Annotated in this window: 24 protein-coding genes, 2 tRNA genes and 1 rRNA gene (1 of these 27 only partly in view); all 27 read right to left on the bottom strand. The window is 46.3% G+C overall.

Features of this window, described 5'->3' with window-relative positions; all coding sequences use genetic code 11:
• Nucleotides 1-645 (bottom strand): 16S ribosomal RNA (locus NSQ37_RS05800); it reaches 905 nt to the left of the window's first position.
• 327 nt (nucleotides 646-972) lie between these two features.
• On the bottom strand, nucleotides 973-2472 hold the full coding sequence (gene lysS / locus NSQ37_RS05795) for a lysine--tRNA ligase (protein ID WP_014416740.1): 1500 nt from the start codon (nucleotides 2470-2472) through the stop codon (nucleotides 973-975).
• Between the two features lie 89 nt (nucleotides 2473-2561).
• Nucleotides 2562-3563 carry a tRNA dihydrouridine synthase DusB gene (gene dusB / locus NSQ37_RS05790; RefSeq protein ID WP_007409948.1) on the bottom strand — a complete coding sequence of 334 codons (1002 nt, stop codon included), beginning with the start codon at nucleotides 3561-3563 and terminating at the stop codon, nucleotides 2562-2564.
• Nucleotides 3564-3584: 21 nt separating this feature from the next.
• On the bottom strand, nucleotides 3585-3794 hold the full coding sequence (locus NSQ37_RS05785; RefSeq protein ID WP_043020639.1) for a helix-turn-helix domain-containing protein: 210 nt from the start codon (nucleotides 3792-3794) through the stop codon (nucleotides 3585-3587).
• Nucleotides 3746-4249 carry a 2-amino-4-hydroxy-6-hydroxymethyldihydropteridine diphosphokinase gene (gene folK / locus NSQ37_RS05780; protein ID WP_007409947.1) on the bottom strand — a complete coding sequence of 168 codons (504 nt, stop codon included), beginning with the start codon at nucleotides 4247-4249 and terminating at the stop codon, nucleotides 3746-3748. Before folK ends, NSQ37_RS05785 begins: the two co-directional genes overlap by 49 nt.
• The gene (gene folB / locus NSQ37_RS05775) at nucleotides 4246-4608 is read right to left on the bottom strand and encodes a dihydroneopterin aldolase (RefSeq protein ID WP_003150671.1); all 363 of its coding nucleotides are present in this window, start codon (nucleotides 4606-4608) and stop codon (nucleotides 4246-4248) included. Before folB ends, folK begins: the two co-directional genes overlap by 4 nt.
• Nucleotides 4601-5458 (bottom strand): dihydropteroate synthase, encoded by an 858-nt coding sequence (folP, locus tag NSQ37_RS05770; protein ID WP_007409946.1) that lies wholly within the window; start codon nucleotides 5456-5458, stop codon nucleotides 4601-4603. The genes folB and folP overlap by 8 nt, the downstream gene beginning before the upstream one ends.
• A complete protein-coding gene (gene pabC / locus NSQ37_RS05765; RefSeq protein WP_080491658.1) occupies nucleotides 5439-6323 on the bottom strand; it encodes an aminodeoxychorismate lyase in 885 nt (294 codons plus the stop codon). Before pabC ends, folP begins: the two co-directional genes overlap by 20 nt.
• Nucleotides 6320-6907, bottom strand: a complete 588-nt coding sequence (gene pabA / locus NSQ37_RS05760; protein WP_015239033.1) for an aminodeoxychorismate/anthranilate synthase component II — start codon at nucleotides 6905-6907, stop codon at nucleotides 6320-6322. The genes pabC and pabA overlap by 4 nt, the downstream gene beginning before the upstream one ends.
• A 15-nt stretch (nucleotides 6908-6922) precedes the next feature.
• Entirely contained in the window at nucleotides 6923-8335 is a 1413-nt protein-coding gene (gene pabB, locus NSQ37_RS05755; RefSeq protein WP_015239032.1) for an aminodeoxychorismate synthase, component I, read from the bottom strand.
• A 167-nt stretch (nucleotides 8336-8502) separates the two neighbouring features.
• Nucleotides 8503-9429, bottom strand: a complete 927-nt coding sequence (gene cysK, locus NSQ37_RS05750) for a cysteine synthase A (protein ID WP_007615206.1) — start codon at nucleotides 9427-9429, stop codon at nucleotides 8503-8505.
• A gap of 75 nt (nucleotides 9430-9504) precedes the next feature.
• A complete protein-coding gene (locus NSQ37_RS05745) occupies nucleotides 9505-10395 on the bottom strand; it encodes a peptidyl-prolyl cis-trans isomerase (RefSeq protein ID WP_039062448.1) in 891 nt (296 codons plus the stop codon).
• Between the two features lie 45 nt (nucleotides 10396-10440).
• Nucleotides 10441-11316, bottom strand: a complete 876-nt coding sequence (hslO, locus tag NSQ37_RS05740) for an Hsp33 family molecular chaperone HslO (RefSeq protein WP_004264606.1) — start codon at nucleotides 11314-11316, stop codon at nucleotides 10441-10443.
• Between the two features lie 10 nt (nucleotides 11317-11326).
• Nucleotides 11327-12103 (bottom strand): type III pantothenate kinase, encoded by a 777-nt coding sequence (locus NSQ37_RS05735; protein WP_015239030.1) that lies wholly within the window; start codon nucleotides 12101-12103, stop codon nucleotides 11327-11329.
• A 148-nt stretch (nucleotides 12104-12251) separates the two neighbouring features.
• Entirely contained in the window at nucleotides 12252-14171 is a 1920-nt protein-coding gene (gene ftsH, locus NSQ37_RS05730) for an ATP-dependent zinc metalloprotease FtsH (protein ID WP_007615201.1), read from the bottom strand.
• Nucleotides 14172-14268: 97 nt separating this feature from the next.
• A complete protein-coding gene (gene hpt / locus NSQ37_RS05725) occupies nucleotides 14269-14808 on the bottom strand; it encodes a hypoxanthine phosphoribosyltransferase (protein ID WP_004264611.1) in 540 nt (179 codons plus the stop codon).
• Nucleotides 14805-16223: a tRNA lysidine(34) synthetase TilS gene (gene tilS, locus NSQ37_RS05720; protein WP_341123404.1), complete on the bottom strand. Its 1419-nt coding sequence runs from the start codon at nucleotides 16221-16223 to the stop codon at nucleotides 14805-14807. Before tilS ends, hpt begins: the two co-directional genes overlap by 4 nt.
• A gap of 104 nt (nucleotides 16224-16327) precedes the next feature.
• Complete coding sequence (locus NSQ37_RS05715) at nucleotides 16328-17329, bottom strand: protein kinase domain-containing protein (protein ID WP_043020642.1); 1002 nt, start codon at nucleotides 17327-17329, stop codon at nucleotides 16328-16330.
• Nucleotides 17295-18032 carry a VWA domain-containing protein gene (locus NSQ37_RS05710; protein ID WP_004264624.1) on the bottom strand — a complete coding sequence of 246 codons (738 nt, stop codon included), beginning with the start codon at nucleotides 18030-18032 and terminating at the stop codon, nucleotides 17295-17297. The genes NSQ37_RS05715 and NSQ37_RS05710 overlap by 35 nt, the downstream gene beginning before the upstream one ends.
• 67 nt (nucleotides 18033-18099) lie before the next feature.
• The gene (gene spoIIE / locus NSQ37_RS05705) at nucleotides 18100-20589 is read right to left on the bottom strand and encodes a stage II sporulation protein E (protein ID WP_007409936.1); all 2490 of its coding nucleotides are present in this window, start codon (nucleotides 20587-20589) and stop codon (nucleotides 18100-18102) included.
• Between the two features lie 209 nt (nucleotides 20590-20798).
• Nucleotides 20799-20870 (bottom strand) — tRNA-Glu (locus NSQ37_RS05700).
• Between the two features lie 9 nt (nucleotides 20871-20879).
• A tRNA-Met gene (locus tag NSQ37_RS05695) sits at nucleotides 20880-20956 on the bottom strand.
• A 158-nt stretch (nucleotides 20957-21114) separates the two neighbouring features.
• Nucleotides 21115-21501 (bottom strand): S1 domain-containing RNA-binding protein, encoded by a 387-nt coding sequence (locus NSQ37_RS05690; RefSeq protein WP_004264630.1) that lies wholly within the window; start codon nucleotides 21499-21501, stop codon nucleotides 21115-21117.
• An 80-nt stretch (nucleotides 21502-21581) separates the two neighbouring features.
• Nucleotides 21582-21959, bottom strand: a complete 378-nt coding sequence (gene divIC, locus NSQ37_RS05685) for a cell division protein DivIC (RefSeq protein ID WP_004264632.1) — start codon at nucleotides 21957-21959, stop codon at nucleotides 21582-21584.
• 17 nt (nucleotides 21960-21976) lie between these two features.
• The gene (yabQ, locus tag NSQ37_RS05680; RefSeq protein ID WP_007409935.1) at nucleotides 21977-22612 is read right to left on the bottom strand and encodes a spore cortex biosynthesis protein YabQ; all 636 of its coding nucleotides are present in this window, start codon (nucleotides 22610-22612) and stop codon (nucleotides 21977-21979) included.
• Entirely contained in the window at nucleotides 22609-22911 is a 303-nt protein-coding gene (gene yabP / locus NSQ37_RS05675) for a sporulation protein YabP (RefSeq protein WP_004264638.1), read from the bottom strand. Before yabP ends, yabQ begins: the two co-directional genes overlap by 4 nt.
• A gap of 78 nt (nucleotides 22912-22989) precedes the next feature.
• A complete protein-coding gene (locus tag NSQ37_RS05670) occupies nucleotides 22990-23250 on the bottom strand; it encodes an RNA-binding S4 domain-containing protein (RefSeq protein WP_007409934.1) in 261 nt (86 codons plus the stop codon).

Raw genomic sequence — 23250 nt, 5'->3', positions numbered from 1 at the left:
CAATGACCCTCCCCGGTTGAGCCGGGGGCTTTCACATCAGACTTAAGAAACCGCCTGCGAGCCCTTTACGCCCAATAATTCCGGACAACGCTTGCCACCTACGTATTACCGCGGCTGCTGGCACGTAGTTAGCCGTGGCTTTCTGGTTAGGTACCGTCAAGGTGCCGCCCTATTTGAACGGCACTTGTTCTTCCCTAACAACAGAGCTTTACGATCCGAAAACCTTCATCACTCACGCGGCGTTGCTCCGTCAGACTTTCGTCCATTGCGGAAGATTCCCTACTGCTGCCTCCCGTAGGAGTCTGGGCCGTGTCTCAGTCCCAGTGTGGCCGATCACCCTCTCAGGTCGGCTACGCATCGTCGCCTTGGTGAGCCGTTACCTCACCAACTAGCTAATGCGCCGCGGGTCCATCTGTAAGTGGTAGCCGAAGCCACCTTTTATGTCTGAACCATGCGGTTCAGACAACCATCCGGTATTAGCCCCGGTTTCCCGGAGTTATCCCAGTCTTACAGGCAGGTTACCCACGTGTTACTCACCCGTCCGCCGCTAACATCAGGGAGCAAGCTCCCATCTGTCCGCTCGACTTGCATGTATTAGGCACGCCGCCAGCGTTCGTCCTGAGCCAGGATCAAACTCTCCGATAAAGTAGTTTGACTGACTACGCACATCGCTGTGCGATTTATTTAAAACTTTGAATTAACAGGTACGTTTTGTCTTGTTTAGTTTTCAAAGATCATTTTGTCTTTTGTTCAAGCGACTTTATTATTATATCTTATCAATCTCTTGAAGTCAACAACTTTTTAAATTTCTTTTTTCGTCAGCGCCTTGTTTAGCGGCAACGAATAATAATATACCACCTCACAAATAATAGTGCAATAGTTTTTTAAAAGAAAATCAAAAAAGTTTTACGAGCGGCTTGTTTCTAAAAAAGCGCCGTACTGCGATAAGCAGAAACGGCGCCTTCCCTTTTATTATCGTTGTCTCATTTGAGGGAATAATAAAACGTCTCTGATAGACGGAGCATTTGTTAACAGCATGACAAGGCGGTCGATACCGATACCCAATCCCCCGGTCGGCGGCATGCCGTATTCAAGAGCTTCAACGAAGTCTTCATCCATCATATGCGCTTCATCGTTTCCTTCTTCTCTTTCTTTTAACTGCGCTTCAAAGCGTTCCCTCTGGTCAATAGGGTCATTCAGCTCCGTAAACGCATTAGCGTGCTCACGGCCGACGATAAACAGCTCAAAACGGTCTGTAAAGCGAGGGTCCTCCGGATTTTTCTTAGCAAGAGGAGAAATCTCTACAGGGTGGCCGTAAATAAATGTAGGCTGAATGAGTGTTTCTTCAATTTTTTGTTCGAAGAATTCATTGATGATATGACCCACCGTCATTGAGTTTGTGATCTCGATACCATGCTCTTTTGCATGACCGCGCGCTTCTTCAACAGTCATCTCATTCCAGAAATCTACACCTGTCGCTTCTTTGACCGCATCTACCATGTGGAGTCGTTTCCATTCAGGTTTCAGATCAATCTGCTCTTCGCCGTACTGGATTGTGGTGCTTCCAAGCACTTCCTGCGCAATATGTGCTACGAGGTTTTCCGTAAGACTCATAATATCTTTATAATCGGCGTACGCTTCATACAGCTCGATCATCGTGAATTCAGGGTTGTGGCGTGTAGAAACACCTTCGTTACGGAACACGCGGCCGATTTCGTAGACTTTTTCCAATCCGCCGACAATCAGGCGTTTCAGGTGCAGTTCAATCGCAATACGCATATAAAGAGGCATGTCGAGTGCGTTATGGTGCGTGATGAACGGGCGTGCAGACGCTCCTCCCGGTATGCTGTGCATCGTAGGTGTTTCAACTTCTAAGTATCCATGGTCATCTAAGTATCTTCTCATCGCTTGGATGATTTTGCTGCGTGTGATAAACGTTTGTTTGCTGTCAGGGTTTACGATGAGATCGAGATAGCGCTGGCGGTAACGCTGTTCAACGTCTTTTAACCCATGATATTTATCAGGAAGAGGACGCAGTGCTTTTGTCAGCAGTTCGAAAGATGTCGCTTTGACAGAAAGCTCGCCTACGTTTGTTTTGAAAACTTTCCCCGTGATGCCGATAACGTCTCCGAGGTCTGAAGATTTAAAGATTTCATATTGTTCTTCGCCGACACTGTCTTTTCTTACGTAAATTTGAATTTGACCTTCTAAGTCCTGCAGATGCGCAAAGCCGGCTTTCCCTTTTCCGCGCTTTGTCATCATACGGCCTGCAATGGTCACTTCGATCGCTTTTTCTTCCAGTTCTTCTTTAGAAAGCTCCTGGTAGGCGTCAATGATCTGTTGAGATTGATGCGTTCTCTCGAAACGTTCGCCGAAAGGGTCAATGCCGTTTTCTCTCAGCTGGTTCATTTTATCTCGTCTGACTTGCAGCTGGTCGTTCAATTCCTCATGATTTTGCTCTTCTTGACTCATTGGTATCACTCCGTTACATTTTGATTTCACGAAAAAGCAGAAAAACTGCCAGCGGTAAGCTGGCAGTGAGCAGCAATAGAGGGTGTATATTAACCTACTTTTGCATCTTGAAGCTCTTTTGCCTCTGCTTCGGCGGTAAATGCATCTAAAAGCTGCACAACTTCTTCACGCGTCTCACATTGGTTAATTTCGTTACGTACATTCGCATTGCCTCTGACACCTTTCAGGTACCAGGCAGCGTGTTTTCTCATTTCTCTGACTGCCACATTTTCGCCTTTTAACTTAATCAGGCGGTCTAAGTGCAGTTTGCATACCGACATTTTTTCACGGACTTTCGGTTCGTCTTTTAACTCGCCGGTTTCAAGGTAGTGCACCGTACGGTAAATCATCCACGGGTTGCCGAGTGCGGCCCGGCCGATCATGACGCCGTCAACTCCTGTTTCCTCAAGCATGCGTTTCGCGTCCTGAGGCGTTTTGACATCACCGTTTCCGATGACGGGAATGGAGACGGATTGCTTCACTTCTTTAATGATATCCCAGTTCGCAGTGCCTTCATACATTTGCACTCTTGTGCGTCCGTGCAGGGCAACGGCTTTTCCGCCGGCACGTTCAACGGCTTGGGCATTTTTCACCGCATAAATGTGCTCTTCATCCCAGCCCATTCTCATCTTCACTGTAACCGGCTTATCAACAGCATCTACTACTGCGGATACCATTTCATAAATCTTATCGGGATCGAGAAGCCATTTGGCGCCCGCATCACATTTTGTAATCTTGGGTACGGGACATCCCATGTTAATATCAATAATATCAGCAGTCGTGTTTTGATCTACAAACTTCGCCGCTTCCACAAGGGTTTCCTTTTTTCCTCCAAAAATCTGAAGGCTGAGCGGTTTTTCACGTTCATCAATGTAAAGCATCCCCATTGTTCTTGCGTTGTTGTAAAGAATCGCTTTGTCACTGACCATTTCAGCGCATACCAATCCGGCTCCGAATTCCTTTACAGTCAATCTGAACGCTGAGTTGCAGACACCGGCCATAGGGGCAAGCACAACCCGGTTTTTCAATTGAATATCACCGATTTTAAACATTTTTCCCCTCCTTTCATTTGTCTATTTTTCAGGCGGGGCCAATTCGTCCGCACTTATATTTAAAACATCTGCCGCAGCTTGAATGATGGCATCTGACGGCAATCGGTTTCCGCGTTCAATTTCACCGACAATAGAAACTGATATACCTAATGCTTTTGCAAATCCTTCTTGAGTATAACCTTTCAGCTTTCTGAATGCACGAATTCGCCTACCCCAGATTTCTGCTTCCATACTCTTACACCTTCTTGGTTTGTTTCAGCGCTTATCGTGATATGATCCGCCTGCGGACATATTTCTTTTAACGGCGCAAGGACAAATAAGCGCTCATACATTCTCGGATGCGGAACAATCAGCCGCTCTGTTTCAATATTTTCACGATTATACAGCAAAATGTCAAGGTCTGCCGTCCGCGGTCCCCAGCGAATCTCTCTCGTTCTGCCTAATTCAGCTTCAATGCTCTGCGTTACATCAAGAAGTTCAAAAGGAGATAACGACGTTTTCACTTCAACCGCCATATTGAGAAACTGATCTTGATCCTCATAGCCGACGGGATCTGTTTCATATATGGAGGACACCTTTGACACCGTCACGCCATGATGCCGGCTGAGCATGGCCACTGCCTGACGCAAATAATGTTCACGGTCGCCCATATTGGAGCCGAGGCCGATATATGCCGTATTGTTCATGATTTCTTTCTCGTCATTTCTATGGCCACTGATTTATAATGGCCGGGAATCGGCGGGTCAGGCTTAACAACCTTTACCGTACATTGCTGCACCGGCTCAAATTTCTCAAGGACGGTGTCTGCGATCCGTTCCGCAAGGGTCTCGACCAAATTAACGGGCTCGCCCTCAACGATGCCGCGGCAGACACTGTACAATTCCGCATAGTTAATGGTATAAGAGAGGTCATCCGTTTTTCCCGCTTTGCTCAAGTCCAGTTCGGCAGTCAGGTCTACTTTGAAGCGCTGGCCGAGTTTGTTTTCTTCTTCGAACACGCCGTGATATCCGTAAAACTCCATACCTTCCACATATACTTTATCCATAATGTACGCCTCCTTTGTTCAACATAGCATCCATCATCTTAGTCATTCTTGCGATCTCTTTGACATCGTGCACCCTCACAATGTCGCAGCCTTTTTGGACGCCAAGGCATACTGTCGCTCCCGTCCCCTCGGCACGTTCTTCAGGGGGAAGGTCAAGCACACGGCCGATGAACCTTTTTCTCGATGTCGCCAGGAGCAGCGGATAACCTAACCCGCTGAACACCTCCAGCTTGTTCATGACAGCCAGATTGTCCTCATAGTTTTTCGCAAAGCCGATCCCCGGATCCAGAATCATATTTTCATCTGTGACGCCGGCTTCCGCGGCAATTTTTACGCTTTCCATCAAGTCTGCAAGCATATCAGGAATAAGATCGTTGTAGTTTCTTTCCATGCGGTTATGCATTAAGATAATCGGAACCCCGTGTGCGGCGGCTACTGACGCCATGTCAGGATCACCTTTCGCCCCCCAGATGTCATTAAGGATAGAGGCTCCCGCTTTGACCGCTTCGTCTGCCACGGACGCTTTGTACGTATCGATTGAAAGCGGAATGTCCAGCTCGCTTGTGATCCGCTCTATGACGGGGATGACTCGTGACATTTCCTCATCAGCCGACACGAGTGATGCGCCGGGTCTTGTCGATTCGCCGCCGATATCTATGATATGCGCCCCTTCTTCAGCCATCTTCGCCGCATGCAGAAGCGCCCTTTCCGTACTGTCGTATTTACCGCCGTCAGAGAAGGAGTCTGGCGTTACATTTAATATCCCCATAACGAGCGTCTTCTCTTTATAGGAAAGAGCGCCTTTTTTTGTATGAATCAGTTTAGGCTGTTCAATTGTTTGCTGCGCCATTTTGTTCCTCCTCCTGTACATTCATTTTGTTTATTTCCTGCTGATACTGATTACGGAGCAATTGCACCGTTTTTCCGCTCACTCCGGGCAGCGGCACTTCCTCTATTTTAGAAAACGGGATGATTTCAAGCACGGAGTTTGTCAACCATGCTTCATCCGCTTCAAGCATTGATTGAAAACGGAATCGGCCTTCGGTGACTTCTGTCCCCTGCCGTTTCAATTCATCAATGACAAACTGTCTCGTTACACCATCGAGAATTCCCGTATCCAAGGATGGCGTAAAGACCTTGTCTCCTTTTCGCCAAAACACGTTGGAGACAATGCCTTCCGCGACATCTCCTTCTCCGGTCAGGAAAATGCCTTCAAGATTGGGATCATTCCCGATCTCCCGTTTAGCATACATGTTGTTTAAATAGTGATGGGATTTTAACCGGAAATATCCTTCAGGCGTATTTCTCCTGATAGAGAGAAGCTTGCCTTCTTTTTGAACAGGCAGAGTTTCCGGATTGAGCCGGTTGACGAAACAAAGGACGGTCGGCTTTTCATAAGTCTGCGCGGCAAACCCTTTATCGCTGACGCCTGCCGAGATGTTAAGCCGGACACGCGCGCTGCCGTCCTTGATGTCATTGAGGAGCAACAGTCTCCGAAGCATATCAAGCAGCTCCTGTTTGTTCACCTCATATGCAATCTGCAGATCCCGAAGCGCCCTGTTGAGCCTGGCGACATGCGCATCCGGCAGAAACGGCCGGCCGCTGTAAAGCCTGAACGTCTCGAACGCGCCGATCCCGTACAAATAACCATGGTCAAAAGGAGAAAGCGCCGCTTCTTTCTCCTCTATATATTGACCATTCAAATATATAATCACACCGTCACTTCCTTTTTGCGGTGTGTCTCTATAAAGTTTCTGAGCATCTCTTTGCCGAAGGAGGTCATGATGGATTCCGGATGGAACTGAACACCTTCAACAGGCAGCTCATTATGGCGGATTGCCATAATTTCTCCTTCTTTGGTTTGAGCGGATACCGTAAAACAATCCGGCAGCGTGTCCGCTTTGACAATAAGTGAATGGTACCGGGTGGCGACAAGCGGATTTTGCAGCCCTTTAAAAATCGTCTGTCCGTCATGCATAACTTCTGACGTTTTGCCGTGCATGAGCCGCTCCGCTCTGACGACGTCGCCGCCGAATACTTGCGCAATCGACTGATGTCCGAGACATACGCCGAAAATAGGAACACTGCCGGCAAAATGTTTGATCGCTTCGAGGCTGATCCCCGCTTCATCAGGACTGCACGGCCCAGGTGAAATCATTAAGAAATCCGGTGCCAGCTCTTCAATTTGCTCAATTGTAATCTCGTCATTCCGTCTGACGATCAGTTCCTCCCCGAGCTCACCCAAATATTGAACCAAGTTGTACGTAAATGAATCATAATTGTCAATCATTAAAATCATCTCTGCTCACCTCGTCTAATTTTTTGTCTCTTCTTCGCTCAGCTCTAACGCCTTTTTCATTGCAAAAGCTTTTTTGAACGATTCCTTGTATTCATGCTTCGGAACCGAATCAATGACCACTCCTGCTCCGGACTGCATGAAAGCATGTCCGCCGGCTGCATAGATCGTCCGGATCACAATGTTAAACTGCAAATCTCCGTTGAATCCGAACCAGCCTATAGATCCAGTATAAAGCCCCCGTCTTGTCGGCTCAAGCTCTTCTATAATTTCCATCGTTCTTACTTTGGGCGCTCCCGTGATGGTGCCCCCCGGGAACACCGCATGAATAATGTCTGTCGCGTCATATCCGTCCTGCAGCTCTCCCTGTACGTTTGACACGATATGCATGACGTGGGAATACTTTTCGATCGCCATAAATTCGTTAACCCGCACGGAGCCGTAGCGCGATACGCGCCCGAGGTCATTGCGCTCAAGATCAACAAGCATGACGTGTTCCGCACGTTCTTTTTCGTTGTGAATTAATTCATCAGCCAAAGCCTTGTCTTCAGCATCGTCTTTTCCTCTTGAACGCGTACCCGCGATCGGTCTCGTTTCAAGCTTCTTCCCCTTCTTTGTCACCAATAGCTCCGGCGACCCGCATATCACTTGAAACCCCGGTGTCTCGAGATAGGCCATATAAGGAGACGGATTGACGTTTCTCAAGTGTTTATACACCTCATACGGATGAACGGATAAGGACTGAGACTGCCTGATGGACAAATTAACCTGGAACACATCGCCGCTCGCGATATATTGTTTAATTTGTTCTACAGCCTGCGAAAATCCTTCTTCAGTGAACGGAGCGGCGTACGATCCGTCCCCATTCCGATTCAGCGGTGAAAAAGGCTCGTCCGCCGTTTGGAGGGAACACCACATGTCCTCTAAGCGGGACAGCTTTTCTTCCGCAAAATCCGCTTCTTCCGCTTCAGTATGGGTAATGAGCCATAACGCCTCTTCCTCATGGTCATAAACGGCCACATCATCAAAAACAAGAAAGTAAATATCAGGTGTTTCCAGATCATCTAACGACAGCATCTTAAAATTCTCAATATATCGGGCGTAGTCGTAACTGATAAAACCAATCGCACCGCCTTGAAAGTCCGGAAACTCAACGTTTGTTTCCGTTCCGAGCGTTCCAAACCATTCATGAAAGGCCCGCAGCGGGTCACCTTCTTTAAACAGTGTTTCCCCCTCATGCTTGATCGTTGTAATTCCGTCTTTTCCTCTGACGGACGCAATCGGATCTAGACCGGCTATACTGAATCTTCCCCCTCTCGCGCTTTCGAGCAGAACATGCCGTTTTCTCGATTTCGAAAGGTTTTCATATCGCTGTAAAAATGCTTGTTTCGTAAAAGGTATTTTTCTTCCTGCCGGTCTGCGTTGTGCCATCATATCAATCCTCTGCTTCGTTTTACTGTAGTTTTATTTTAAAGCAATCACACTGGTGAAAAAAGTGAATTTCACTTCCAACCATAAAATTCGAAACGTTTTTTGGATTTCCGATGCTTCAGGCACAAAAAAACTCCCGGATACAGCCGGGAGCCGTGTGTATGTCTCTATTCAAACTGATAAAGCGGTGTGCTTAAGTAACGTTCTCCGTTACTAGGGATGATCGCAAGCACTTTCTTGCCTTTCCCCAGTTTTTTCGCGATTTCCAGTGCCGCGTAAATGGCCGCTCCGGAAGAAATGCCGCCGAGAATCCCTTCTTCTTTTGCCGTTTTACGGGCATATTCAAATGCATCCTCGTTTTTGACGGGAATGATTTGATCATAGATATCCGTATTCAATGTTTCAGGGACAAATCCCGCTCCGATACCCTGAATTTTATGCGGGCCCGGTTTTCCGCCGGAAAGAACCGGAGAATCCGCCGGCTCTACCGCATAGATTTTGATGGATGGATATGCTTCTTTCAGCACTTCGCCCGCTCCCGTGATGGTTCCGCCGGTACCGATTCCGGCCACGAACGCATCAAGCTGGTCGTCACCAAACTGTTCTACGATTTCTTTCCCCGTCGTTTGGCGGTGAATTTCCGGGTTTGCCGCATTGTTGAATTGCTGAGGCACAAAGTATCCGTGTTCCTCGGCAAGTTCTTCCGCCTTTTTAATGGCGCCCTTCATTCCTTCTGCGCCGGGAGTCAGCACGAGCTCCGCTCCGTATGCGCGCAGCAGATTGCGTCGCTCCATACTCATTGTATCAGGCATAACGAGAATGGCTCTGAGACCTTTAGCCGCTGCCACCATCGCAAGACCGATTCCTGTATTTCCGCTTGTCGGTTCAATGATTGTGTCGCCGGCTTTTAATTTTCCTTCTTTTTCAGCCGCTTCAATCATCGCCACTCCGATCCGATCTTTTACGCTGCTGCCCGGATTCATGTATTCAAGCTTCAGATATACATCTGCACTGTTTTCATCCGTCAGGCGATTCAATTTCACAATAGGAGTATTTCCGATTAGTTCAGTAATAGAATTTGCAATACGCACCATGTTGGACACCTCAATTTCCGACTAAATTTATTGGTATTATAAATATAAGTTATCAATTTCAAAATTTTTTGTCAATCATTTAGTTCTTTTTTCCCCGTAGAACCAAGAGACCCCCGCCTCTTTCCACAGCGTTTTAACTGTCGCCTTGTCACCTAATTGATCCATCGCGATCTGGCGTCTGATTTGGCTCTTCACTTCATTGTATGAGAAAGTTCTCGCTTTAAGCTTTTCTTTCAGCTGAATGACGGCGTATCCTGAAGAAACTTTAATCGGTTCAGCGGACCATTCATCTTCTTTAAGATTTTTAGCTTCTGTGATATATGCCTGCGGGATATTTTCCTGGTTTTCTGTCACAAAGCCGAGGTCTCCGCCATACTGAGACGTGTATCTGTCCGTGGAACGCTCAGCGGCGACGGCTTCAAAGCTGGAACCGCCTTTCAAATCAGCAAGCACCCTGTCCGCCTCATCTTTGTTTTTGACGACAATGTGCCGGATTCTGTATGAATCATCGAAATGGTACAATTCTTTATTTTTATTATAAAATGATTGCATTTCCTTATCCGATATATCGATGTCCTTCGTCAGCAGTTCTTCAAGAAGAATGTTGTAGCGGATCTGGTCTCTCCATTCTTTTTCGGTAATATGGCTGTCTTCATAAAATGAATTATCTACCGCTTTGATTAAAAGAAACTCCCGCTCCAATTCGCTGTTTGAAACTGTGAGTTTATTCTTTTTCGCAAGCTCTTCCACTACTTCTGCATTAATCATGTCTTCCAGAGTTGATTTTCCGTACTGGTCTTCCATCTTTTTCATCCAGTCTTGCCGTGTGATATGTTTATCACCGATTGTCGCGATGGATTCTTCAGATGACCCCGCGGCTTGGGATTTTGTTAACTTATACGCCACTGTCACACTGCATACTAACAGCGCCGCTACAATAATCGTCAAAAGTGTTCTCGATTTCAAAATCTACCCCATCCCTTTTATAAAATAGAACAACCCGCTAAAGAGCTAGCGGGTTGTTTCGTCACGAAGCTCTTCCAGTTCTTCTTTTGTAAATAAATATTTCTCATTACAAAAATGGCAAACCGCTTCGGCTTTTCCGTCTTCTTCTATCATATCTTGTATTTCTTTTTTGCCTAGTCCTAAAATGGCCGTTTCGAATCGATCTTTTGAACAAGAACAGTGAAATTTGACCGGCATTGTTTCGAGAACGTCCGGTTTTTGACCCAGAACTTCTTCTAAGATTTCTTCCGGTGTCAGGCCTTTTTGAATCAATTTTGAAATCGGTTCAATTTGAGATAATTGCTTTTCAATTGTTGAAATGGTTTCTTCATCAGTCCCCGGAAGAAGCTGAATGATGAACCCGCCCGCAGCGAGAATCGTGTTATCAGGATTTACCAGAACACCTACGCCGACAGATGAAGGGACTTGTTCAGAAGAAACAAGATAATATGTGAAGTCGTCACCGAGTTCACCCGAGACAATCTCTACTTGTCCCGTAAAATAATCACGCAAGCCCAAATCTTTTACGACACTGAGTGTTCCGTCAGTTCCGACCGCCCGTCTGACATCCAGTTTCCCTTGTTCATTGAGATCAAAATGAACGTGCGGGTTTGACACGTATGCTCTTACCTCACCCTTTGCGTTCGCATCTGCGACAATGGCTCCGATCGGGCCGCCGCCTTCTATTTTGACTGTCAGCTTATCTTCACCCTTAAGCATCGCGCCTAGCATCAGAGAAGCTGTCATCGTCCGGCCGATTGCGGCTGATGCCGTCGGCCACGTGTCATGCCTTCTTTGCGCTTCATTTACCATATCTGTCGTTCTGGCTGCATAAGCCCGCACTTTACCGTCATATGCAATTGCTTTAATTAAATAATCCATCGTTTACCTCCTATACGTGACCCACGCGATTTCGCTCATAAATGATTTCCAGCCCTTTCAGAGTGAGAAACGGGTCAACAATATCAATACAATCTGATTCGTTTGCGATTAATGACGCAAGCCCGCCTGTCGCAATGACTTTCGGTTCCTGTGATGCCTGCCATTTCATCCGCTTCACTATACCTTCAACTTGTCCGACATAGCCGAAAAGGATGCCGGACTGCATGGCGCTTACCGTGTTTTTGCCGATGATATTGTCCGGACGGGCAATTTCAATTCTTGGAAGCTTCGCCGCACGTGAGTACAGCGCTTCCGTTGAAATCGTAATGCCGGGAGCAATCGCGCCGCCCATGTATTGTTTGTTTTCATCAATGTAGCAATACGTCGTCGCCGTTCCGAAATCAACAACAATTAAGGGGCCGCCATACTGCTGGATCGCCGCAACGGCATTGACGATCCTGTCAGCTCCCACTTCTTTCGGATTGTCATACTTTATATTTAAACCTGTTTTCATTCCCGGGCCGACAACTTGCGGCTCGATGTGAAAGTATTTTGTGCACATTCTTTCTAAAGAGAACATAATCGGCGGCACCACGGATGAGATGATAATCCCTTCAATCTGTTCAAACATGAGTCCGGAATGTTCAAATAAGGAGCGGAGCAGCATGCCGAATTCGTCTTCTGTTTTGTGCCTGCTCGTTTCTATGCGCCAATGATATTCTAATTCCCCATCATGATATACACCAATCACGGTGTTGGTGTTCCCCACATCTATAACCAGTAACAACCTCTATCACCACTTTTGAATAGTTTCTAATCATAACATTTTCAACATTCTACAATACCATACACGATCTGCGGCTCTTTTGTAAACAAAACGGAACCAGTAAAAAAACCGCCGGTATACGCCGGCGGTTTTCATATCAGAAAGCGAACTATTCTTTCGGCTCGTCTTTCTTTTCGTCTTCTGTTTTAGACAGGATGTTTACTTTCACATCGTCTTTTTGAAGATGGTCATCTGAGAAATTGCGCTCAGGGAGTTTTCCGTGATCCACGAGATGCTTGATTTGTTCCGCATCTAATGTTTCCACATCAAGCAATGTCTGAGCAATCAATTCAAGCTTATCGCGATTTTCAGTCAGGATGGTTTTCGCACGCTCATAACATTCTTTAATGATGCGCTGAATTTCCTGATCGATTTCGTAAGCGATCTGATCACTGTAGTTTTGCTCGTTGTTGAAATCCCGGCCCAGGAATACTTGACCGCCTTGAGATTGACCGAACTGAAGCGGTCCGAGTTTTTCTGACATACCGAACTCTGTCACCATTCTTCTGGCAATGCTCGTTGCCCGCTGGAAGTCATTGTGAGCCCCCGTGCTGACTTCGCCGAAGATAATTTCCTCGGCAACCCGTCCGCCCAGAAGACCGACAATTTTATCGAGAAGTTCAGGTTTTGTCTGGAAGTAACGGTCTTCTCTCGGAAGCATGACCGCGTATCCGCCCGCCTGCCCCCTCGGAACGATCGTTACTTTATGAACCATATCGGCTTCATCCAGCACAAGTCCGATAACGGTGTGACCGCCCTCGTGGTACGCCACGATATTGCGTTCTTTTTTCGATATGACGCGGCTCTTCTTCGCAGGACCCGCAATGACACGGTCCGTCGCTTCATCAATGTCGCGCATATCAATTTTCTTCTTGTTTTGACGGGCAGCAACGAGTGCCGCTTCGTTAAGAAGGTTTTCTAAATCGGCGCCTGAGAAACCGGGTGTTCTTGAAGCGATTGCTTTTAAGTTCACCGTTTCATCAAGCGGTTTGTTTCTCGCATGCACCTGTAATACGGCTTCACGGCCGATGACATCCGGACGGTCTACCGTAATCTGACGGTCAAAACGTCCCGGACGAAGCAATGCAGGGTCGAGAATGTCCGCACGGTTTGTCGCAGCGATAATAATGATTCCTTCATTCGCACTGAAACCGTCCATCTCTACAAGCAGCTGGTTCAGCGTCTGTTCGCGTTCATCATGCCCGCCGCCAAGACCTGCGCCGCGCTGACGTCCCACCGCGTCGATCTCATCAATGAAGATCAGACAAGGCGCATTCTTTTTCGCATTTTCGAATAAATCACGCACACGGGAAGCACCGACACCGACAAACATTTCAACGAAGTCAGATCCGCTGATGCTGAAGAAAGGAACGCCCGCTTCACCGGCTGAGGCTCTCGCAAGCAGCGTCTTACCGGTTCCCGGAGGTCCGACCAGCAGCACGCCTTTAGGAATTCTGGCGCCAAGCTCGGCGAATTTGCGAGGATCTTTCAGAAACTCAACAACCTCAACAAGCTCCTGCTTCTCCTCATCCGCGCCGGCTACATCTTTAAACTTCACGCGTTTCTTTTCTTCCGTATACAGCTTCGCTTTGCTCTTTCCGAAGTTCATGACACGGCTGCCGCCGCCCTGAGCCTGATTGAGCAGGAAGAAAAACAGAATAAAGATGATGACAAACGGAATGATCGTCGTTAAGAACGTCACCCACCCGCTTGTTTCCTGTGCGGGATCAACTTTTACGTCCGTCTTTTTAATTGCATCAAATATCTGGTCTGCTCCCTTTCCTTCAGGAACATGTGTTAAAAAGTACTGGTCTTTGTCGTATTTTTTCAGCTGTCCTTTTACCTCATAAACACCTCTGACAGGCTGAACCGATACGCTATCAACTTTCCCCTCATCGAGGTTCTTGATAAACGTACTGTACGACATATTTTCTGTTTTCGGGTTTGAAGTCTGGAAGTAACTCACAACCCCGATTACTACTAATAAAATAAGTAAATAAAAAATGGTATTACGGAAGACCCGATTCATTCCTTACCTCCTCCCACAGTAAGCACAACTATGTTCAATAGTACCATAGAAAATCATTCCAATACAACCGATAACCATCTCGGAAGCAGGCAGCCGATCAGCTTTCATAAATCGCCGGTTTTAATACTCCGATGTAAGGCAGATTGCGATAGCGTTCGGCATAATCAAGTCCGTAACCCACAACAAACGCGTCAGGAACTTCAAAGCCTACGAAGTCTGCTTTAATGTCCGCTTTTCTTCCGCTTGGTTTATCCAACAGGGTAACAATCTTAATTGATTTCGCTTTACGATATCGGAAGAGTTCTACGAGATAGCTCAAGGTTAACCCACTGTCGATAATATCTTCAATGATTAAGATGTCCCGGCCTTCTACAGATGTATCCAAATCTTTGATGATTTTGACTTCTCCGGAAGAAACCGTGGAATTTCCGTAGCTTGATACATCCATGAAGTCCATTTCCAAATATGTATCAATATGCTTTATAAGATCAGCCATAAAAGGAAGCGCTCCCTTTAACACACCGATTGCCAACGGAAACGTGTCGCTGTACTCGCTTGTTAATTGTTCTCCAAGCTGTTTTACTTTCTGCTGGATCTCATCTTCTGAGATCAGCACTTTTTCGATATCCTGTTTCATGTTAATGCTTGCCCCCTACACTTTTCATGCTGTCTATATTGTAATACAATGCGGTCACTGTTTGAAATCACAAGATCGTCAAAGATGGATTTTTTCAAGCCAGGCAGCCAGATAATTTCACCGCTCGCATCCGTTACAATCGGCCATTCGTCCCGATCCCGCAGAGGCAGTTTATGATCAATAAATATATCTTTCACCTTTTTCGAGCCATTCATCCCTTTAAGTTTGATCCGGTCGCCGATTTTTCTCGTCCGGATTGTTAAAGGAAATTGCACCTTGTTTCTGCTTGTCATAAAAACAGCATTCCCATTTTTGATATGAGGGTCAGCCTGATCGGCCACCTCTATCATAAAGCCGTTGGGGAGAACAGCAGTCTCGCCTTCCGCTCCTTGCAGCTGCAGCTCAAAGGGAACTTTTTCACATTGCCATTGTTCAAATGTAAACAAACATGTCTGATATGATTTGACCACCTTCAGCCCTTTCGGAAAATCAAGCACTCCCGAGGCGCTTCCATTTTCCGCCCATTCGAGAAACTGCTGTATGTGGCGGGCGGAAAACGACGATGGAACGTTTTCATAAAGATAGTTTAATATTAGTTGAACTCCTCTTCTTTGTAAAGGTATCGGAAGGGCAAGCAATTGAGAGGAATTGACTTCAACCGATGTGTCAGACTTGCTTGTAATAACCTTATTCATTCGTTCTTTCGTTAATGACTGCAGGTATTGTTCGTCTTCTGTCAGTGCTTCACTCACCTTTTGAAACATTTTATGAACGTCAGGTGATTCATGTTTTAAAAAAGGAAGCACGGTCTTTCTGAATCTGTTTCTTGCATAATCGTCTTTTGCATTGCTCTCATCCGTTCTGTAGCTGAGCCCTTCTTGACGGCAGTATTCAAGGATTTCATCCTTTGCCGCATAGAGGAAAGGCCTGATCAGCCAGCCGGATGCAAATTCGCGGACGGGCTGCATTCCCGCAAGCCCTGCCCCGAGCGTACCTTTCGCAAGCCTCATGAGCATTGTTTCAACCTGGTCATCGCCATGATGAGCCAGTGCCAAAAACTTCGCTTGGTGTTTTGCCATCAGATCTTCGAAAAACTGATATCTGCAATCACGCGCGGCAGCCTGCTTGTTCAGCTTATTCTTCTTTGCGTATGCAGAAACATCAATCTGTACCGTTTCGCAGAGGATGTGTTCCGCTTCGCAATATGACTGCACAAACTTCATATCTTCTTCAGATTCAGGACCCCTGAACTGATGGTCGACATGCGCCGCTATGATAACGGAGGAATGCCCGAAGTGCTTATTCAGCATACTGAGAAGCGCCATTGAATCAGGGCCTCCGGAGACCCCGGCAATAATCGTTTCTCCCTCCGCCTGAAGATGATATGTTTTGAAAAAATCTTCCACGCTTTTCACAATGTCCCCCTCACAATGAGCAGGTTTTTTAAAGATATACATATCCTATCACTTTCATTCCCTCCAAGCAAAGAAGAAGCATGAGCGCAGGCGTCCGGCCGGCATTAGATGAGAAAAAAGACGATGTAAGCGAAATAAAGGGCGAGAACGCTGATTAAAATAAGTGTTGTTTCAAACAAACCATTGTGCTTTGCGGGTTTTTGTTTAGGTTTATACCGCGTTTGAGATACAGTGCCCTGCCGCGGTTTTGATTGCGGCGGCTTAGGCTTGGCGGCGGCTTTCCTTTTGCTCCCGGCGCTCTGCCCCGCCGTCAGGATGTCATGCTTCATGGCTTCCGCAGACGGATATTGGCCGTTTAAAGCAGAAAACAGAACCTTCTTATACTTATTCAGAAACGGGTGGCCTTCAATGATAGAACGAAGCTGTTCTTTCGGCTGTCCTGACTTTTTGCACTCTTTCTTCTGAACACAGTGGATCATGATCATTGCGACAGCAAAAAGGTCATAGGATGGTTCTGCTTTTCTTGTTCCATACCCCCAATAGCCCCTGTCGTAAAACTCCGTATACTCTTTAATCGCGCGGCCCTGTTTTGTCGTTCCCCCTACATCAATGCAGCGAATGGCAGCCGGTGGTCCGGTTACAATGAGATTGTCCGGTTTGAGGTCGCCAAAAACCCACCCTTGCTGATGAAGGACTGACAGGCTGGAAAGAAGCTGCACCATCAGCACCAGAATCCACTCCGCTCCCTTACTGCTGATATATTGCGGAAGAAGCGGCCCTTCTATGTACTCCATCACGTAAAAAGAGACATTTTTATTCAGTTGCGGAATAAACGCGTCGTCCGCATCAAAAAAAGAAGGCCCCATCGTTTGCGACCGGGCCTTTGAAAAGGATTTTAAGACATTCACTTCAGAGGTAACAGACATGCTGTCGCTGCTTATTTTCAAAGCGACCTGTCCGCCTGATGCTTCTGCCAGATATACAATACCGTTAGCCCCTTTTCCAAGCTGTTTGAGCAATCTGTAGGATTTGCCGTTCCATTTGCCCTGAATTGCCGTCCCCGGTGCCAGACTACATGCCAAACTCGTTAAAGCGTCGTTCATCATCTGCCAACATGCTCCTTCTTGAGCGGATTCTCTCAAACTGCTGCGTCGCTTCCCGGATAGCGGGGCCCGTAGGGGTGATACCGCCGGTCGACAGCTTCGCAAAGAGTGCAGAAAGGGATTCAAGCTTCGGCGTCCAATTCAGCACAAGCTCAACTTCCTGGCTTTTCCCGGGAAATATACACATTGCAAATTCATTTTGCCCGGCCCGGGAATTTAAACTGATGGAAAGATCGATCAGCGCTTCTTTCACCGTCGGCAGTTTCGGCGCCATACTCGCACTCGTATCAACCAGCACAAGCACTTGCAGATGAACCGTTTCGCCGAGTTCATCAACCACTTCCATCACTTCGCCGCGTTTTTCAGGAGAAAGCTCTTCCATTTCAACGTTTTTCCCTAAGATTTGTTTAAGCTCTTGATTGACGACACCTTGCAGCGTCTGGGTCATTGCTTTTTTCGTCACCATTTGAACCGTCTGAGACAATTGTGACGCATACACAACTTGATGGACGCCGCCTCCGGCCATGGCGATGCCTTCAACTTCCTTCATTGCTTCTTGGTCAATCGCGTTTTCTTCCATAATTCCTATAACATTCACCGTAATCCCCTGCTCCTTGGCGAAAGCCGCCATTGCGATCGGGTCTTCACCATGATTGGAGCAGCCATCTGTAATCAGCAGAACTTGATTTAAATGTCCCTTATTCACATACATTCCTCCCGGTGATACGATTAGTCCCATCTTCGCCAGAAGGAAAGTGATTTATACGAATGGATTAAGAAATCTCCTTTTTATTTTGGAAAACCGCCGGCACCGGTATGGAAGCCCATTTCGGCGTGTTGTGGTCAATCCGGACAACAACCACTGTCATATCGTCTTCGATTTGGCCGGAACGCGTTCTGATGACCTCTTCCATTAATATATCAGCGATTTCTTGCGGGTCTTCGGTTTTCAGCCCTTTCATTTTCCGTTTCATCCACAGGTCGTGGTTTTCAACGTGCTTCGGCCCTTCAAAAATACCGTCACTCATCATGACGAGCAGATCTCCCGCTTTTAACTGTTCACTTACAACCTCCACATCAAATTCATTGATGATGCCGATCGGCAGATTGCTGGCCTGCACTTTCATGACTTGATCTCCCCGCTTGATAAAACTCGGCGTTGAACCGACCTTCAAGAATTTGCAGCTTGCATCCTGAAGATCAATGATAGAAAGATCGAGAGTTGAGTAGATTTCGTCTGTCGTCCGTAAAGACAGAATACTGTTGATCGTTTTTATCGCTATTTTTTCATCAATACCTGATTCGAGAATTTTTTCGAGCAGCTTAATCGTTTCATTGCTCTCATAATGGGCCCTCGCCCCATTGCCCATGCCGTCACTGATCGCGGCCGCATACTTTCTCGCCCCCAGTTCCATCATGCTGTAGCTGTCGCCGGAGACAAGGCCGCCGCCTTTTGCCGCATGAGCCGCGCCTGTCGATACCCGGTACGACTTGGTCGAACCGAATGCGACATGGCTGTAGCCATTCGGATGAGTCGAGTGCTGTTCGCTTTTGACAAGTATCTGCTCCTCAAGAATGTCAGACAGCATCGGGGCGATAATTTTCTCACTCTCGCCGTGTCCTCCGCTGAACGGGATTGTCATTTCGATATCAATATTGCCCTGCTCCAAGCTGTATATCTCGACATGCTGAATCTCGATTCCAAAATGCTGAAGCGCCTCTATCATTTGTTCTTCCTGAATAAAATGCTGCTCCCTCTCCCGTTTTATTTCCCGAGAAAAGTCCGCCATGACCTCAGAAACCCCCAACAGCTGCTCGGCAACAAGCCTTCTGCTGTCCTGAACTTTTCTCTTCAGTGTCAGATGGGCGTGATGGTGGGCAAGTTCGTCCTCAATCAGCTCTTCCACCTGTCTGGATTTGGAACAGTGCTGTTGAAACTCCTTTTTTAATCTGCGGTTTGAGGCATACTGTTTTTCTTCTGTTTCATGCATAACTTGTTTCATTAAGTCATATGTTTTATCAAAGTTTTGAACCCAGCATTTGCTTTTCTTATAGCAGGATTGGCAGGAATGCTCGGTGATTTTGCTTAAAAAGAGATCCACTTCCCCTTCTTCCGCCTGCTCATCGGAAGACGTCTGATGAAAGGTGGCGAAGCTCTCCGACAAGGCATGAAACACATTGGAGAACTGGTCTACTTTCTGGGCGGTGACATCTCTGATTTTCCTCGCGTACTGCTGCTGTTCCTGACTGTGCTCAGCAGTGCCCGGTATGTATCGCGCCACCTTTTTCGTAATCGATTGGGGCGTAATCAAAAACAAAACAACGGCAATCAAAGATTCATAAAGAGTGGTCATTAATCCGGCAGACCCTTCTCCATATAATGAAATCAGCAGTGAGCCGATCACTAATCCGACTGCGGCTCCGGCTTTCTTTCCTTCTTTCAGCAGCCCGCCAAGAAGCCCGGAAAACGCAAGCAGACTCATTTGATAGAGGTTCCCGATATTCGCAAGCCCGAGGATCAGTCCGGTCACCACACCGACCGTACACCCGATGCTTGCCCCGCCGACAAAGGAAAAACTCAGCACGACATAGCGGGCCAGGATATGTTCAGCCTGCATTCCCTGAAATGAAACACCGGCAAGCCCGGTTAAAACGGATGCGATCAAGATCATAAAACAGATGATTTCTTCTATTTTTAACGATTGCTTCACTTTTTTGATCGTGAAGATCGGCAGGCTTTGCAAAAAGATCAGCGTCAAAATAAAGGCCAGGCCCGCCTCGACAACAGCCATCACATAATCATAGGTGGTAAAAGCGCCGCTCTCAAAATAAACAAATCCGATTCTCGCGGCAGCCATAGAGAAAAACACCACGATCGGCAGCATCTTCACCCGGTCCTGCACGATATATGTACCGATTTTTGAAAATAGAGTGAAGACGGCCAAAGCTGTGAGAATCAATAAAGAGTGTTTCGGCGAAATGGTTAAAGCGCCCGCAAGTAAAGACAGACAAGCATAGAAGGCTTTATCTCTTCTGATCAAAAGCATCGCTCCGAAAAACGGCAGCGCAAACGGAAGAACCTCAGATAATATGAAAGCCCGTCCAAGTAAAAAACCGATCACGACATAAATGAAACCCTTATAGAAAAAAAGCGAATGCGCTTGATGGACTGTAAGCTTTGCCGCCTTTTCAAAAAACGATTGCAGTTTTTCCAGAGCTTGTCCCGCCATCGGCCCGTTCACTCTTCTTTCCGCTTTTTCCATTGCTCTCATCCCCCACCTGTTTTATTCGTTGCTTGTCATTATAAATGAAAGCCCAGATAGGATTTTGTCAAAAGAAGGTAACAATTCCAAAGAACTCTTCGACGCTTTCTCCCTTGTTCCCCTTTCCTTTTGTATTTCCTCCGACATTTCTCAAAAAGTTGTCTAAATATGAAAAAATCGGCTTCTGCAACAGAAGCCGATTCGCTTGATGACCCGTACGGGATTCGAACCCGTGTTACCGCCGTGAAAGGGCGGTGTCTTAACCGCTTGACCAACGGGCCAGATATATATGGTAGCGGCGGAGGGGATCGAACCCCCGACCTCACGGGTATGAACCGTACGCTCTAGCCAGCTGAGCTACACCGCCATATAGGTGCTTATAAGCACAAGTTATATAATACAAAGGTTTCTTCATTCCGTCAACAAAAACTTTGAAGTTTTAATTTTCTGACTATAATGGCGCATACAAAAAAAAGCACCCGCTGGGATAGACGGATGCTCCATGTATTTATAGAAAGCAGCAAGTTATCCTCTTCTTGCTCCGCGCCCTCCACGTTTTGATTCCGTGTTTCGTTTTAAAGATGATAAGCGGTCTTCGCTATCTTTAAGAAACTTGTTCATTTTCTGTTCAAAAGATTCTTTCGGACGGAAATCATTTCTAGGTCTGGCTTGCGGACGGTCTTTAGCTTTTTTAATTGATAAACCAATTTTCCCGTCTTTTTCAACGTTGATGACTTTCACTTCAACTTGATCGCCGACTTTTAAATGCTCGTTAATGTCTTTAACATAATTATCGGCTACCTCACTGATATGAACGAGACCGGTTGAGCCTCCAGGCAATTCAACAAATGCTCCGAAATTTGTAATACCTGTTATTTTCCCTTGCAACTTGCTGCCAACTTCAATCGACATAAAAAAAGTGCTCCTCCTTAGGCTTATAAAAAGATCGTTTGTTTAATTATACCTAAATAAAAATTTAAGTGTCAACAAGGCTACTTGCTCTTCTTTTCTACATTGAAGAGAATCTCACCATTTCCTGACATAAACAAGTCTCTTCTGGCAAGCTCTGTGACGTAATCCTCATCCTTTAATTTGGAAATTTCATCTTTTAAATCAGCCTGTTTCGCGTTCAATTCTTTCACTTGTTTTTCCAGCTGAGCTTTCTTTTCTTCGTTTGCGCTAAGGGAAGAGGTCTGTGACCACAGAGAACCCGCTAAGACAATAGCCGTCAACAACACAAGGGCGCCGAATACGATCAACCGTCTGAAAAGCCCTTTCCGCCTTCTTTTCATAAGCTGGGATTGCCGTTCAACCTGCTCTTTATAGTCGTTTTGGATTTCAGTTATTGTACGTTCTCTAGATAGATTCAAACCAGACGGTCCTCCTTTCACCTTTTCAAAATACGTATCATGGTCGATCTGATTGTTATGATTAGTTTCTTGCTCTTTTGTAAAAATCCTGCACTTTTTTGAAAATATCGTTTGAAAGTAAGACGCCACTTTTCAGGAAGAAGTTTCAATAATTGTTTCAACAGGAAAAACAGCGGATACAGCAAAAACGTTACGATCTTAAAAAGACACTTCGCAAAAAAGGCACTCACCCGATAGGAGTATAAAGAAATAACCGTGATCAGCCCGATGAGCAGCTTAAAGAGCAGAAGCACCGGACGGAACAGCACGTGCTGAATGAGCTTTTTTGCGAATTGGTAAAGAGACACCGCAAGATGAATGGCAAATTTCAGTATTTTTATATACATTCGTTTAAACAGGCTTTGGTACGTCGCAATCCCCAGTAAGACAGCCAAGAAAATGTATACCCTGAGTTCCCCTTCATTCACGTTGAGCAGCACATAGAAAAACAGCAGACCTTGTACAATCCAAAAGAGAATGTCATGAATGAATAACAGCCATCTGGCCGTTTTGGCGCGGCTGACAAACAGCCTGTATGTATCAAGCGACGCTCCGAGCCAGGCGCCCATACCGGTCATTGCCAGCATCGTATAAAATTGGGTGGTCAGCGTCATTTAAACAACTTGCTAAAAAACCCTTTAGCTTTATCCCCTTGCTGCTCGTCTAAATATACAAGGTCAAACACCCTGCCTTTTATAGATACAATCCCTTTTTCCACATCAAGATTTTTCATCTGCAGGTTCTCGCCTCTGACGGAAAGCATTCCCATAACCGTTTCCAGCAAAAACTCTTCGTTGTCAAAACTTTCTACATGCTTGACGCCCGAAATGTCTAAATGCTTTCTCCCTTTCATCGTTACATCATGCTGTTCCGGAACAGAAGAAGAACCTTTTTGCTCATAATATGAATTCATCTATTCAGCCCCCATATCCTCGATACTTTTAGCATTATTACTGCATTGTATGAGACGGGAGCCTTGTTTAGAACAAGCCTATTCGCCGAGTTTTTCTTCCTTGACGATTGTATACATGCCCGCGGCTTCTTCTTTTTTCGTTGTTTCTTTCAATTCGTTTACCTTCACGGTGACAAGCTTCTGGCCGAAGCGGACCGTCAGTTCATCGCCGGCTTTTACGTCTGAGCTGGCTTTCGCCTGATTCCCGTTAACTGTGATTCTCCCTTGATCGGCGACCTCTTTCGCCAATGTGCGGCGTTTAATTAATCTGGATACTTTTAAAAACTTATCAAGTCTCAT

It is taken from the genome of Bacillus sp. FSL P4-0334 (genome assembly GCF_038004825.1).
GTDB lineage: Bacteria > Bacillota > Bacilli > Bacillales > Bacillaceae > Bacillus > Bacillus velezensis.
Note: the sequence above shows the minus strand (reverse complement) of the source record. Positions and strands in the feature narration are given on the sequence as shown.